This window comes from Rhabdaerophilum sp. (assembly GCF_046092605.1).
GTDB lineage: Bacteria > Pseudomonadota > Alphaproteobacteria > Rhizobiales > Beijerinckiaceae > Rhabdaerophilum.
In genome coordinates, this window is the sequence record NZ_JBJTDY010000179.1 from 34,917 (window position 1) to 48,874 (window position 13,958).

14 protein-coding genes are annotated in these 13,958 nt (G+C 62.9%); 8 read left to right on the top strand and 6 right to left on the bottom strand.

All coding sequences use genetic code 11. The features are described 5' to 3' along the window. Nucleotides 1-22 precede the first annotated feature (22 nt). From mnmE to ACKODO_RS14230, 5 genes are read left to right on the top strand one after another with little or no spacing between them, the layout of a single operon-like run. Nucleotides 23-1,333, top strand: coding sequence for a tRNA uridine-5-carboxymethylaminomethyl(34) synthesis GTPase MnmE (mnmE, locus tag ACKODO_RS14210; RefSeq protein WP_408984095.1), 1,311 nt, complete (start codon nucleotides 23-25; stop codon nucleotides 1,331-1,333). Between the two features lie 3 nt (nucleotides 1,334-1,336). Then, nucleotides 1,337-3,235: a tRNA uridine-5-carboxymethylaminomethyl(34) synthesis enzyme MnmG gene (gene mnmG, locus ACKODO_RS14215; RefSeq protein ID WP_408984096.1), complete on the top strand. Its 1,899-nt coding sequence runs from the start codon at nucleotides 1,337-1,339 to the stop codon at nucleotides 3,233-3,235. After that, nucleotides 3,225-3,863 carry a 16S rRNA (guanine(527)-N(7))-methyltransferase RsmG gene (rsmG, locus tag ACKODO_RS14220; RefSeq protein ID WP_408984097.1) on the top strand — a complete coding sequence of 213 codons (639 nt, stop codon included), beginning with the start codon at nucleotides 3,225-3,227 and terminating at the stop codon, nucleotides 3,861-3,863. The genes mnmG and rsmG overlap by 11 nt, the downstream gene beginning before the upstream one ends. A gap of 35 nt (nucleotides 3,864-3,898) precedes the next feature. Continuing rightward, complete coding sequence (locus tag ACKODO_RS14225) at nucleotides 3,899-4,690, top strand: ParA family protein (protein ID WP_408984098.1); 792 nt, start codon at nucleotides 3,899-3,901, stop codon at nucleotides 4,688-4,690. A gap of 14 nt (nucleotides 4,691-4,704) precedes the next feature. After that, the gene (locus ACKODO_RS14230) at nucleotides 4,705-5,601 is read left to right on the top strand and encodes a ParB/RepB/Spo0J family partition protein (RefSeq protein WP_408984099.1); all 897 of its coding nucleotides are present in this window, start codon (nucleotides 4,705-4,707) and stop codon (nucleotides 5,599-5,601) included. On the opposite strand, the gene holA is transcribed toward ACKODO_RS14230, so the two are convergent. The 3 genes from holA to leuS are packed head-to-tail and all read right to left on the bottom strand — an operon-like array spanning nucleotide 5,575 to nucleotide 9,828. Beyond that, nucleotides 5,575-6,597: a DNA polymerase III subunit delta gene (gene holA / locus ACKODO_RS14235; protein WP_408984100.1), complete on the bottom strand. Its 1,023-nt coding sequence runs from the start codon at nucleotides 6,595-6,597 to the stop codon at nucleotides 5,575-5,577. The genes ACKODO_RS14230 and holA overlap by 27 nt on opposite strands. Before the next feature lie 6 nt (nucleotides 6,598-6,603). Continuing rightward, entirely contained in the window at nucleotides 6,604-7,215 is a 612-nt protein-coding gene (locus ACKODO_RS14240) for a hypothetical protein (RefSeq protein WP_408984101.1), read from the bottom strand. A gap of 6 nt (nucleotides 7,216-7,221) precedes the next feature. Continuing rightward, nucleotides 7,222-9,828 (bottom strand): leucine--tRNA ligase, encoded by a 2,607-nt coding sequence (gene leuS / locus ACKODO_RS14245; protein ID WP_408984102.1) that lies wholly within the window; start codon nucleotides 9,826-9,828, stop codon nucleotides 7,222-7,224. Between the two features lie 127 nt (nucleotides 9,829-9,955). On the opposite strand from leuS, the gene ACKODO_RS14250 reads away from it, so the two are divergent. Next, a complete protein-coding gene (locus ACKODO_RS14250) occupies nucleotides 9,956-10,633 on the top strand; it encodes a YggS family pyridoxal phosphate-dependent enzyme (protein ID WP_408984103.1) in 678 nt (225 codons plus the stop codon). Between the two features lies 1 nt (nucleotide 10,634). On the opposite strand, the gene ACKODO_RS14255 is transcribed toward ACKODO_RS14250, so the two are convergent. Further along, nucleotides 10,635-11,165, bottom strand: a complete 531-nt coding sequence (locus ACKODO_RS14255) for a L,D-transpeptidase (RefSeq protein ID WP_408984104.1) — start codon at nucleotides 11,163-11,165, stop codon at nucleotides 10,635-10,637. Between the two features lie 159 nt (nucleotides 11,166-11,324). On the opposite strand from ACKODO_RS14255, the gene ACKODO_RS14260 reads away from it, so the two are divergent. Both ACKODO_RS14260 and ACKODO_RS14265 read left to right on the top strand, forming a co-directional pair. Continuing rightward, a complete protein-coding gene (locus tag ACKODO_RS14260; protein ID WP_408984105.1) occupies nucleotides 11,325-12,011 on the top strand; it encodes a response regulator transcription factor in 687 nt (228 codons plus the stop codon). A gap of 12 nt (nucleotides 12,012-12,023) precedes the next feature. Beyond that, a complete protein-coding gene (locus ACKODO_RS14265) occupies nucleotides 12,024-12,464 on the top strand; it encodes a cyclic nucleotide-binding domain-containing protein (protein ID WP_408984106.1) in 441 nt (146 codons plus the stop codon). Nucleotides 12,465-12,473: 9 nt separating this feature from the next. Here the strand turns inward: ACKODO_RS14265 and xth are convergent, their stop codons facing one another. Further along, the gene (gene xth / locus ACKODO_RS14270) at nucleotides 12,474-13,289 is read right to left on the bottom strand and encodes an exodeoxyribonuclease III (protein ID WP_408984107.1); all 816 of its coding nucleotides are present in this window, start codon (nucleotides 13,287-13,289) and stop codon (nucleotides 12,474-12,476) included. Nucleotides 13,290-13,461: 172 nt separating this feature from the next. Then, nucleotides 13,462-13,958, bottom strand: a 497-nt coding sequence (locus ACKODO_RS14275) for an outer-membrane lipoprotein carrier protein LolA (RefSeq protein ID WP_408984108.1), incomplete at its 5' end; no start/stop codon positions are given.

Genomic DNA, 13,958 nt, shown 5'->3' on the forward strand with positions numbered 1-13,958 from the left:
AGGCGGAGGGCGTGGTGTCGCCATGGAGGTGGAGACGATTTTCGCGCTGAGCAGCGGTGCCGCGCGGAGTGGCGTCGCCGTGATTCGCGTCTCCGGCCCTGCGGTCCCCGAGATTCTCGGACTTTTTCTGGATAAGCCGGTGCGGCCGCGCGAGGCCACCCTCCGCGCCATCCGCGATCCTCGGGATGGTTCTCTGCTTGATCGCGGGTTGGTGCTGCATTTCCCCGCGCCCCATTCTTTTACCGGCGAGGATGTGGTCGAGTTTCAGACACATGGCTCCGTGGCGGTGATGCGCCAGTTGCTTGCGCGGCTAAGCGATGTTCCGGGTTTGCGTGCGGCCCTGCCTGGCGAGTTCACGCGCCGCGCGTGGCTCGGCGGCAGGATGGACCTGCTGGATGTCGAGGCGCTCTCGGACACGCTCGCGGCTGAAACGGAGCTTCAGCGCAAGCTCGCTTTGGATGGTTCGCGCCGGTTGCGCGGGATGAGCACCGAGTGGCGCCGCGCGCTCATGGGTCTTCGGGCCCGGGTGGAGGCCGAGATTGATTTCGGCGATGAGGGCGACGTCCTCGATCGACTCGATTCGGAAACGGAACGAGATATTCGGCACTTGGCCGAGGCCTTGCGTCAGGCGGCATCTTCGCTTCGTATCGGACAGAAAATTCGTACGGGTTTCCGCGTCGCCATCCTCGGGGAGCCGAATGCGGGAAAATCCAGCCTTCTCAATGCGTTGGTCGATCGCGATGTGGCGATGACCTCGCCCTTGCCTGGTACGACGCGGGATATTGTCGAAGCCGTGGCGGATCTCGATGGCCTGCCGGTGATCTTCATGGATACGGCCGGGCTTCGCTCCAACGCCGCGGATGAACTCGAGGCGGAGGGAATGCGTCGTTCGATGCGGGCCGGGGAATCAGCGGACCTTGTCATTTGGGCCTCAGCGATCGATTCGCCTTCGAAACCATTCGACACGCGGTTTCTGGTCGTCAACACCAAAGGCGACCTTGGCCCACGATCCGCAGATGGTTCGCTGGTGGTTTCAAGCAAGACCGGCGAGGGAATCGATTCGCTGACGAAAGAAATTCACCGTCGAGCCGGGATTGAGCGGTTTGATTTCGAACAGGGATACGGAGCGCTTGTTGCCCATGAACGACATGCGCAATGTTTGCTGCGTGCAGCGGATGCGCTGCATCGAGCGATTGGGCATGACGCGATCGCCATGGATATTCGTGCGGAGGAGCTGCGCGTTGCGTGCGATGCGCTCGATGCCTTGGTCGGTCGGATCAGCCCGGATGATGTTCTGGGGGAAATCTTCAGTCGCTTTTGCATCGGGAAGTGAGCGATGTTTCACGTGAAACAAGGCGGGCCTGCGGGCGGGTTGTCCTTCGATGTTATCGTCGTTGGCGGTGGGCATGCAGGCACCGAGGCAGCTGCCGCAGCGGCGCGGCTTGGCGCGCATGTCGCGCTCGTAACCCATCGCTGGGACAATGTCGGTGTCATGTCCTGCAATCCCGCCATCGGCGGCTTGGGCAAGGGGCATTTGGTTCGGGAGATCGATGCACTGGATGGCATCATGGGTTGCGCAATCGACCGCGCGGGCATCCATTTCAAGGTTCTCAACCGGTCGAAAGGGCCTGCCGTTCGCGGTCCGCGAGCGCAGGCGGATCGTAAGTTGTACCGCCTTGCCGTGCAGGATCTGCTGGCTCGCCTGGAGAATCTGGCGGTGGTTGAGGGGGAGGTGGTCGACCTGATTGTGGAGTCGGGCTCGGTCGCGGGCGTTGAGCTGGCCGGCGGCCAACGAATTCGGGCGGGATCGGTAGTCCTTACCACTGGGACATTTCTGCGCGGCGTCATCCATGTTGGTGGCGACCGGACGCCCGGCGGGCGGGTCGGCGAAGCGGCCGCCGAGCAGTTATCGCGACGACTGCTCCAACTCCAACTGCCCATGGGGCGGTTGAAGACGGGTACGCCGGCGCGGCTGGATGGCGGAACGATCGATTGGTCGGCGTGCGAGCGGCAACATGGAGACAATCCTGCTGAACCCTTCTCCGCGCTCACGAGATGTATCGCGAATCCGCAGGTCGCTTGCGGCATCACGTATACAACGCCGGCGACTCATCAGGTGATCACGGCCAACCTCCATCGATCCGCGATGTTTGGCGGGCAGATCGAGGGAAGAGGCCCGCGTTATTGCCCGTCGATTGAGGACAAGGTTGTGCGCTTTGCGGATCGGGACCGTCACCAGATCTTTCTGGAGCCTGAAGGCCTGGAAGACCCGCTCGTTTATCCCAATGGGCTGTCGACCTCGCTGCCGGCCGAGGCGCAGGTTGCGTTCTTCGCGACCATTCCGGGGCTGGAGAAGGCGCGGATCATCCGGTATGGTTATGCGATTGAATATGACTATGTCGATCCGCGCGCCCTCCACCCGACTTTGGAGTTGAAAGTGCTCGGCGGCCTGTTCCTCGCCGGCCAGATCAACGGAACCACCGGCTATGAAGAGGCCGGCGCGCAGGGACTGGTCGCCGGGCTGAACGCGGCCCGCAAAGCTGGTGGATTGGACGGCATCACCTTCAACCGCACCCAGTCGTATATTGGCGTCATGATCGACGATCTCACGCGGCATGGGGTGACAGAGCCATACAGGATGTTCACGTCCCGATCCGAATTCCGCCTGCTGCTGCGTGCGGACAACGCGCCTGAGCGCCTCACAGATCTTGGCGTTCGCCTGGGACTGGTCGGCTCCGAGCGTTCTCTTCATTTCCGGGCCCAGCAGGAGCAGATCGATTCGGTACGGGAACGATTGCGTTGGATTTCCGTGACACCGAATCAGGCAGCGGGCCACGGGCTTTCGCTCAATCATGATGGAGTTCGCCGCAACGGTTTGCAGTTGCTGGCGTTGCCTGGTGTCCAATTCGCGACCCTGGAAGCTTTCGATGCCGAACTGAAATTGACGCCAGTGCCGGTTCGGGAGAAGCTCGAGATCGAGGCCAAGTACATGGTCTACCTGGAGCGCCAAGCGCGTGACGTGGAACGGCTGCGCCGGGACATGGACTTGTTGATTCCCGCTGAGTTTGCTTATGAAGATCATCCGGGGTTTTCCGGCGAGGTTCGGCAGAAACTTGCGTCGATTCGGCCGCGTTCCATGGCTGAGGCTGCCGAGATTGAGGGCATGACACCCACCGCGCTTCTGCTGCTCTCCGCGTTGGTTCAGAGAGGCAAGGACAGGCCCCATGTCCCCTGAGGGTGCCAGCGAGCGCGCATCGAAAGAAGCACTGATTGCAGATTTCGGTGTTTCATGTGAAACAATGAAGGGGCTTGAGGCTTACGTCGCTCTCCTCACGCATTGGCAAAAGATCACCAATCTCGTTGCCCATTCGACACTTGGACAGATCTGGTCGCGGCATATCCTCGACTCAGCGCAACTCTTTGCACTTGCTCCGAACGCCCGAGCCTGGATCGATATGGGATCTGGCGGTGGCTTGCCGGGGCTGGTGCTGGCCTGTCAGCTCAAGGAAGTCGGGGGGACGATCGATCTGGTCGAAAGCAACAGCAAGAAAGCCGCCTTCCTGCGCCATGTCGCAACGCAACTGGCCCTCCCGGCCCGGGTGCATGGCGATCGCATCGAAACCGTCCTGCCAAAGCTTGCGCCCCCCGACATTGTGACCGCGCGAGCCCTTGCACCGCTGACCGACCTGATCGGTTACGCAAAGCAGTTGTTGAAAAGCGGGGCAACAGGTCTCTTTCCGAAGGGGAGAGAGTATGCTGCGGAGTTGACCGAAGCCGGCAGGCACTGGCATTTCTCTCATGAGCTGCACGCGAGTCGAACAGAGCCTGAGGCGCGGATCATTCGGATCACCGGCCTGACATGAGGTCCTGTCGACCCTAGGATTTCCGGGAGAGACCCATGAAGCCTCGTGTTCTAACGATTGCGAACCAGAAGGGCGGCGTGGGAAAGACCACGACAGCCATCAATCTGGGTACTGCCCTGGCTGCCATTGGCGAGCATGTCCTGCTGATCGATCTTGATCCCCAGGGCAATGCTTCGACGGGTTTGGGTTTGGATGGCGCCTCGCGGACTCGATCGAGCTATGATGTGCTGCTCGGCGAACTAGATCTGGTGCAGGCCGCGCAAGCCACGGATGTCCCCCGCGTATCCATCGTGCCGGCGACGATGGATCTTCTGGGTGCCGAGATCACGCTCGCCGGGCAGAAAGACCGCACGCATAAGCTGCGTGCCGCGACTGACCGTCTCGGCGCGAATGCCCCATTCTCCTATATTCTTATCGACTGTCCGCCTTCCTTGAACCTGCTGACCATCAACGCGCTCGCGGCTTCGGATGGCGTGCTTGTGCCGTTGCAATGCGAATTCTTCGCTCTGGAAGGCTTGAGCCAGCTCCTCAAGACGGTCGAGCAAGTTCGGAACTCCCTCAATCCGGACCTCGAGATCTATGGCGTGGTTCTCACCATGTTTGACCCGCGGAACAATCTCGCCAATCAGGTCATCCGGGATGTCCGGCAGTTCCTCGGCGCGAAGGTTTTCGAGACAGTCATCCCGCGCAATGTTCGTGTGTCTGAAGCCCCATCTTTCGGCAAGCCGGCGCTTCTCTATGATCTCAAATGCGCGGGCAGCCAGGCTTATCTGAAGCTGGCATCCGAAGTGATCCAGCGTGAGCGCCTGATGCAGGCAGCCGAGTGAGGGGGAGAGGCCCGGTGAACGATGATCTTTCCAAAAACCGTCTGGGTCGCGGCCTGGCCGCCTTGCTGGGAGATGTCGGCGCCGAGAGCGCCGCCGAGAAGCGGCTGAGGAGCCAGCGTCGGGTGCCAATCGAGTTCCTGCGCCCGAACCCGATGAACCCTCGCGTGACCTTCCACGAGGCGGAACTCGAGGAGCTGGCGCAATCGATTCGGGAGCGTGACATCATTCAGCCCATTGTCGTGCGCGGTGTCCCCGGCGTGCCAGATGCCTTCGAAATTATCGCGGGCGAGCGCCGCTGGCGCGGGGCCCAGCGCGCCGGCCTGCATGATGTTCCCGTGGTCATCATCGAGGCGGATGACAAGCAGGCCCTCGAGCTGGCAATCATCGAGAATGTGCAGCGGGCGGATCTCAACGCGCTGGAAGAGGCGAGGGGGTACGAATCGCTGATCCTGCAATATGGTTACACCCAGAGCGATCTCTCGCAGATCCTTGGAAAAAGTCGTAGCCATGTCGCGAACACATTGCGTCTTGCGCGATTGCCGGATGGCGTGAAGGAGAAGCTCGCCAGCGGCGCGCTTTCCGCCGGCCACGCCCGCGCCCTTCTTTCCGTCTCAGATCCGGAACTTGTAGCGAAACGCGTTGTTGATCAAGGGCTTACGGTCCGAGACGTCGAGCGTATCGCGCAGAGGGAGGCGGAGGGCGAAGCGCCGCGCCAGCCTCGTGTTCGCGAGAAGGATGCCGATACGAGAGCGCTGGAGCAGCGCCTTTCCGATCTTCTCGGCCTGGCCGTCAGCATAGAGCATCGGGGTGAGAAGGGCGGAGCGATCGCGATCCGCTACCGCACGCTCGAACAGCTCGATGCCTTGAGCCATCGGCTGGCTGTCTCAGTTGCTGCTCCGGCGCGCGGCTAGGGCCACGGCCCAGAGGGCGCGGGCCACGATGGTTTCTTCGAGCGCGGCGTTTTTCCGGCTCTGCGCCTGCGCCGTGCCAAGTGTTTCTACGGCACGCCGGATTCCATCCGGCGACCAGTTCTGAGCCTGACGCCGCACGCGTGCCTCCCGGCGAAAGAACAGCCGCTCTTGCTTCACGGCCTGATCCAGCATGTTTTCCGCGCGCGCGCGCACCAGGCGATGCAGCATTTGGACATGGTTGAGCGCCAGAGTCAGCACCGCTGTGGCCGATATGCCGTCACGCCGGCACCTCTGCATCGCAGGCTCGATTCCCTGAAGATTGCCCTCGAATGCCGTGTCGATGGGTTCCGAGGCCGAACTGGCCGAGGCATCCGCGAGTATCGCGTCGATATCCGCGATCTCCACCTCCTGCTGTCCGTGGCAATAGAGCGCGAGCTTGTCGACTTCCTGGAGGGAGAGCGACTGATCCGCCCCGAGCATATCCACGAGATGTGCAGCCGCCTGGGGCCCGAGTCGAAGGCCGGCGGCGCCCAGGCGCGCCTGCGCGGCCTGCTCCAGATCACGTGCCTCGAGCGGATAGCACGCGATCACGGCGACAGCCGGATTCGATTCGCAGGCGATACGAAGCGCATGGGGTTTCGTTAGCTCTTCCGCGTGCAGAATAACAGGCGAGCCAGGGCTCCCAATCTCCAGCAAAGCCTGCCAGATGCCCTTGCTGAGCTTGCCGGCTTGCCGCACGATGATCACACGCTTGTCGCCGAACATGGAGATGGCTTGCGTTTCATCCGCCAGCCGCGCCGGATCGGAGTTCAGCGTTTCGGCATCGAGTTCCACACGATTGAGGGGGTCGGCAGCTGCGCCAAGCACGGCCTCCGCCATGGCCCGCACGCGCAGACGCGCAAGGCCCTCGTCCGGCCCATGCACCAGCATGATGCGATACTCGCCTCCGCCACGGGCGATCAGGCGATCGACATCGCCGGGCCGGATCGCGCTCATGGTGGGTCAGCCGGTTTCGTCACCGGGGTTGCGTGCAGGCGCCTCATCCCACGGATCGATGGGTCGCGACAAAGCCGGGGCCGGGCCCGTGCGGCGCGGCGCAGCATTGTTTGACAGCGCGCCGATCACGATGAGGCGCAGACGCTCCGCCAGGGCCTTGCCAAGACGCTCCTCGGCATCCCGCTGCGCGCGGATGGTGGCGAAGCGCTGGCCGGAACGGTCATAATTGGCGGAGCCGAAGGTCCTCCCGGAGGCGCGGATGACCCCGGTCTGGGTGTCCTTCAGCTCATAGGTGGCTTCGGCCTGAAGGGTTACGCTTTGCGGGCGTGCGGTCTGCGCGTCGATGATGCTCGTCGCGCCGGTCTGCTGGGTTTTCACGGTGAGCAGATAACGGGTGCCGCTCGCGGGAGCGCCATTGGTCAGCAGGTAATCAAGCTCCGATTTCAGGTTATAGCCGAGGAAGCCCTCGATCGGCGCCACGGAGACCTGCGCCAGTTCCTGCGCGATCGGTCCGCCTCCAATTCCTAGATGCGGTGCATGGACGGGCTGGAGGCAGGCCGATAGCCCGCCTGCCACCGCGCCGAGAATCGCCAGTCGAAAAAAGGACCGCCGGATCATCTGTCCTCACACCACGATATTCACGATGCGCTTCGGCACCACGATCACCTTGCGCACGGGCTTGCCATCCAGTGCAGCCTGCACGCTTGCATCGGCGAGCACAAGCGCTTCCACAGTCGCGTTGTCGGCATTGGTCGGCACGCTGACATCGGCGCGCTTGCGACCATTGACCTGCACAGGAAGCAGCAGCTGATCCTCGACGATGAGCGAGGCATCGCCCAATGGCCAGGCGGCATCGGCCACGAAGCCTTCGCCGCCGAGATCTCTCCAGCATTCTTCCGCGAGATGCGGCATCATCGGGGCGAAAAGCTGCACGAGAATGCGCGCCGCGGCCTTGATCTGGTCGCCATTCTTTGCGGCATCCGGAGAAGCCAGAGCCTCTGCCAGCGCATTCGAAAGCTCGTGGATATGCGCCACGCAGCGGTTGAAGCGCAGGCGCTCGATATCCTCGCCCACCGCGAGAATCGCCTTGTGCGCAGCCTTGGTGACCGGCTGCAGGAGCCCCGAATCACCCGCGGGAAGCGCAACGGCATCGCCCACAAGGCGCCAGACCTTCTGCAGGAAGCGCGAGGCACCCTGCACGCCATCCTCGGTCCAGATGACATCGCGCTCGGGTGGGCTGTCTGAGAGCATGAACCAGCGGGCAGTATCCGCGCCGTAGCTTGCGATGATGTCGTCGGGATCGACGACGTTCTTCTTCGATTTCGACATCTTCTCGATGGAGCCGATGGAAACCTCGGCGCCGCTCGCGATCTCGAAGGCCCGGCGCTCGCCCTCGACCGTCTCGATGCGGACATCCGCCGGCGGCACCCATGCGCCTTCCGCGTTCTTGTAGGTTTCGTGCACGACCATGCCCTGGGTGAAGAGCCCGTCGAAGGGCTCGGCGAGCGTGGCATGGCCGGTCTTGGTCATCGCGCGGGTGAAGAAGCGCGAATACAAGAGGTGCAGGATCGCATGCTCGATGCCGCCGATGTATTGGTCGACCGGCAGCCATTTCCGGATGGCAGACAGGGTTGTCGGCTCGCTTTCGTTGAACGGGTCCGTGAAGCGCGCGAAATACCATGAACTATCCACGAACGTATCCATGGTGTCGGTCTCGCGACGGGCCTTCAGGCCGCATTGCGGGCAATTCACGTGCTTCCAGGCGGGGTGGCGATCGAGCGGATTGCCCGGCACGTCGAAGGTCACGTCATCCGGCAGCTTCACCGGCAGATCCTTCTTCGGCACGGGCACGGTGCCGCAGGCCTCGCAATGGATGACGGGGATGGGGCAGCCCCAATAGCGCTGCCGCGAGATGCCCCAGTCACGCAGGCGGTAATTCACCTTGCGCTGCGCCACCGGGCGATGGCCGAGGCTTGCCTTTTCGAGCTTCTTCGCCACGGCTTCCTCGGCATCCGCGACGTTCAGGCCGTTGAGGAAGCCGGAATTGAAGAGAATGCCATCTTCCGTCTCTGGCGGGTTCTCGCGGCGGAAAGCGGCGTTGGCTGCCTCGTCCGAGAGATCAGCCGCGCGCACCACCGGGATGATCGGCAGATTGTATTTCGTCGCGAAATCGTGGTCGCGCTGGTCATGCGCCGGGCAGCCGAAAATGGCGCCGGTGCCGTAATCCATCAGGATGAAGTTCGCGACATGGACCGGCACGGTTTTTCCAGGCAGCAGCGGATGAACCGCGCGGATGCCCGTGTCGAAGCCTTTCTTCTCGGCCGTCTCCAGCACGGCCTGCGAGGTGCCCATGCGGCGGCATTCCTCGCAGAAGGCCGCAAGTTCCGGGTTTTTCGCCGCCGCCGATTTCGCCAGCGGATGATCCGCTGCAATCGCCATGAAGGAGGCGCCGAACAAAGTGTCGGGGCGCGTGGTGTAGATTTCGAGTTCGGTTTCACCGGCGGGAACGGTTGCCCCGTCAAGCGCCCAGCGCACCATCAGGCCCTCGGAGCGGCCGATCCAGTTCGCCTGCATCAGGCGCACCTTCTCGGGCCAGCGCGGGAGATGATCGAGGGCCGCCAGCAATTCATCCGAATAATCGGCGATCTTCAGAAACCACTGGGTGAGTTCACGCTGTTCCACCAGCGCGCCGGAGCGCCAGCCGCGCCCGTCGATCACCTGCTCATTGGCGAGCACGGTCTGGTCGACCGGGTCCCAGTTCACCTTCGAGGTCTTGCGTGCAACGAGGCCGCTGCGGAGGAAATCAAGAAACATCGCCTGCTGGTGGCGATAATAGGAGGGGTCGCAGGTCGCGAATTCGCGCGCCCAGTCGAGGCTGAGGCCCATGGACTTCAGCTGCGCCTTCATCGTCGCGATATTCTGGTAGGTCCAGGTGGCGGGATGGCTCTTCTTCTCCATCGCGGCGTTCTCGGCCGGCATGCCGAAAGCGTCCCAGCCCATGGGGTGGAGCACGGCATGACCCTTCGCGCGGCGATAGCGCGCCACCACATCACCCATGGCGTAGTTGCGCACATGGCCCATATGGATGCGCCCCGAGGGATAAGGGAACATCTCGAGCACGTAGTATTTCGGGCGCGGATCGTCGGTGCGGGTGGCGAAGGTTTCCGCCTCGTCCCAGCTTTTCTGCCAGCGGGGTTCGGCTTCGCGGAAATTGTAGCGGCTCGGGCGCATGGATCAGGCTTGAGGCTCTGGAAGGGCGCGTTTTCGCGCGGGAAACACGCGCGCTATGGACAATATTCCCGCTTTGCGGTCAACGGAGATTCCCTGCGCGAGGGTTTCAATTTTCGGAGCATCGGCCATGGATGAGGCGCATCAGGACGTGATCGAGGCGCTGGCGCGCGTGCAGGGCGAGATCGCCCGCGCGGAAAAGGACCATGGTCGCAAGGCTGGAAGCGTCACGCTTGTGGCTGTCTCGAAGACCATGCCGGCGACGCGCATCCGACCGGCCCTTGTTGCGGGCCAGCGCGTCTTCGGCGAGAACCGCGTGCAGGAAGCGCAGGAGAAATGGCCCGGCCTGCGCGCGGAGTTTCCCGGCATCGAGCTTCACCTGATCGGCCCGCTCCAGACCAACAAGGTAAAAGAGGCCGTGGCGCTGTTCGACGTGATCGAGACGCTTGATCGGGAGAAGCTCGCGGTCGAACTCGCGAAAGAGATCCGCCGAACTGGCCGTGCGCCGAAGCTCTATGTGCAGGTCAATACCGGCGCGGAGCCGCAGAAGGCGGGCATCCTGCCCGGCGCGGCCGATGATTTCATCCGCCTTTGCCGGGAATCCCACGGCCTCATCGTTTCGGGGCTGATGTGCATTCCCCCGGCAGGGGAGCCACCTTCACCGCATTTCGCGCTGCTGGGCGAGATCGCCAGGCGCAACGGCATCGCCACCCTCTCCATGGGCATGAGCGCGGATTACGACCCCGCGATCCAGCTTGGCGCCACGCATGTGCGGGTCGGCAGTGGGATTTTCGGCGCGCGGCACTGAATCAGCCCATCACGATTCGCGTTTTCGGCGAGAGCCGGCTCATCACGAAATCGATTCGGTTGCGGAATATGCCGATGCAGCCGGCGGTAGGCCCGCCTTCATCGCGTGCGAGATGCAGGAAGATGGCGCTTCCCTTGCCCTGTCGGCGTGGGCGGCGGTTCCAGTCGAGTTCGAGCACCACATCGTAGAGGCCGTCCTTGCGCATCATGTCCTCGTGGCTCGCGGCATAGGGCTTCTTGACGAGCCGGTTGTAATTGCGGTCGCCCGGCACCTCGCACCAGCCATCGCCGGGCCGGATGGGCCGCAGCGGCACGCCCGTCACTGGTGGCAGGCGCCTGTCACGCCGCCAGAAGCCGCGCACCGCCCGCAGCGTCGCGTGGGGCGAGGCGCCATCGCCCTCCTTCTTGCGATGGGTGATGCCGCTTCGACCGATTCGGCACCGTAACGTCACCGGCCCGAGGGTGATGCGGCCGATATGGCGCGGGCCGCCGGGCACGGCGCGGACGGTGATCCGGGAAAGCGGGCGCAGCATCGTCTTGAAAACTCCGGAAAAGTCGAACACAAACGCTGAATTCCATGTGAGAACCCGCGTGAACTCTTCCCCAAAGCGCAAACGCTTGCAATCCTGCGCGCGGGGATCGGGCCGCGCTCGGTCCGAGGGCGCGGGTTTCTGGCTGAAGGCAGGTTACGCATGAGTTCGGTTCGCAAAATTCTGGTCTGCGACGATGATAATGATCTTCGCACGGCACTCGTCGAACAGCTGGGTCTCTACGACGAGTTTCAGGTCAAGAATGTCGACTGTGCAACAGCCGCCATTCAGCTGGTCAAATCCGATCATTTCGATCTGGTGATCATGGATGTCGGCCTGCCGGATATCGATGGCCGCGAAGCCGTGAAGATCATGCGCAAGAACGGGTTCAAGAGCCCGATCTTGATGCTCACCGGGCATGATGGCGAGGCCGATACCATTCTCGGGCTCGAGGCGGGCGCGAATGATTACGTGACGAAGCCCTTCCGCTTCGCCGTGCTGCTTGCGCGCATCCGCGCGCATCTGCGCCAGCATGAATCGAGCGACGACGCGATCTTCCAGGTCGGCCCCTACTCCTTCCGGCCCGGCCAGAAGCTCCTGGTCACGGACAAGGGCTCGAAGATCCGCCTCACCGAGAAAGAAACGGCGATCATCCGCTTCCTTTATCGCGCGGGGCAGCGCGTCATTCCGCGGGATGTCCTGCTGCAGGAGGTGTGGGGCTACAATTCCAATGTGACCACGCACACGCTGGAAACGCATATCTACCGCCTGCGCCAGAAGATCGAGCCCGATCCAGGTCGCGCACGGCTTCTCGTCACGGAGAGCGGCGGCTATAAGCTGGTGCCCTGAGGAACAGGCGCGATGCGGCTCGATGATGTCATCTTCCTTCTGAAAGCCCTGCCGCTCTTCCGGCAGGTCGAATCCGAGGCGTTGCGCCTGCTCGCCTTCTCAGCCTCACGCCGGTCTTTGCGTGCCGGTGACATCCTGTTCCGAAAGGGCGAACTCTCGGATGGCGGGTTTCTCGTGCTCGAAGGCGAAATCATTCTGGATGCCTCGGACAGTGGTGCGCCCTCCCCGCACATTTTCCGGGCGGGGGCCCTCATCGGCCAGGCCGCGCTGTTCGCGCCGATCGAGCGGCCAGCTACGGCTCTCGCCCGCGAACGGACGCAATTGCTGGTCTTAACCCGCGATCTGATCGAGCGTGTGCTTGATGCATATCCGCGCAGCGCCATTGCTCTCCGCGATGCCGTGGCCGAAGAAGTCCGGCAATTTTCGAACGCCCTGTCCAAACTCTCGATCTGAGGCACCCTGTCAATCGCGTGCCAGGGTCAGCGTGATGGGAACATGGTCGGATGGGCGCTCCCAGCCGCGCGTTTCCTTTCGAATAGCACCCGAAATGATCTGGTCCTTCAGCCCGCGCCCCAGCCAGATATGGTCGAGGCGCCGCCCCTTGTTCGCGACCGCCCAATCCGGCGAGCGGTAGCTCCACCACGAATAGAGTTTTTCCGGCTCGGGCGTGAGCGCCCGGAATGCGTCGCACCACTCGCCCTCGGCAATCGTGCCCATCATGGCCTCGGTCTCGACCGGGGTGTGGCTCACGACATCCAGAAGCTGCTTGTGGCTCCAGACATCATGCTCGAGTGGTGCGATGTTGAGATCGCCGACGAGCACCGAACGCGGGGCGGCCTTGCGCAGGTTTTCGGAGAATTGCCGCATTTCCTCCACGAAGGCGAGCTTGTGCGCAAATTTCGGATTGGCTTCCGGGTCGGCGACATCACCACCTGCCGGAACATAGAAATTGTGGAGCTGGATGGCGGATGCGCCTTCCCCCATCTCCACTGCGATGTGACGCGCATCGGGCCTTGTGCACATCTCGCGCGCGCCCAGCGGGCGGATGGGCTCGCGCGAGAGAATCGCCACACCATTATAGCCCTTCATGCCGATGAAGGACTGATGCGCGTAGCCGGCCTTCGCGAAGGCGTTGGCAGGAAAGACCGGGTCGGGGCATTTCGTTTCCTGGAGGCAAAGCACATCCGGCTGGTCCTCCGCCAGGAAGCGCAGGACCTGATCGATTCTGAGCCGAACCGAATTGATGTTCCAGCTGGTGATGCTGAGCGCTTTCGCCATGAGCCGTCCTTTCCCGCGCGCTCTCCTCAGAGCGCAAACCGATCTGATCGAATCAGCTCTGGCGCTCACTCGTCCTGTTTTCGAATCCGCTTTTTCCGCCAACCGGTATCCACTTGGCGGGCGTATGCTCTAGCGGAGGTCGTGCTGGAAATCGATGGCGAAGCGGTCGTCCTCAGTTCGGATTGATGAGCTTCTGCTCGTCGACCACGAAGAGCGAGCGATCCGGATTGGCATTGGTGTCGAGGTTGGAGAGCATCACGCGCGTATCGAACCCCTGCGGGTCCGTCACGGTCCATTCCTTCAGTGCGTAGGTCTGGCCGTCGAAAACGACGCGGATCCTCGAGGTGCCGCCGATGGTCGATCTGTCCTCGAGCAGGAGCTGCACCTCGTCGCCGGCGCGCTTCAGATCGGTGACCGTCGAATCCCGGGCGACGTCGATCTTCTGCGCGAGCAGGAATTTCAGCGGCGTCTGCTCGATGAAATAGACATCCTGCGTGCGGAGCTTGCGATCCACAATCGCGACCGAGCGGCCGTCCGCGACAATCTCGAGCTGCGCGGGCGGGTGATATTCGAAGCGCATGCGACCGGGGCGGAGCAGGTAGAGCACACCCCCGTAATTGCGACCATCCGGTGCGATCTGCACGAAATCGGCCTGGAAGCCCCTGAGGC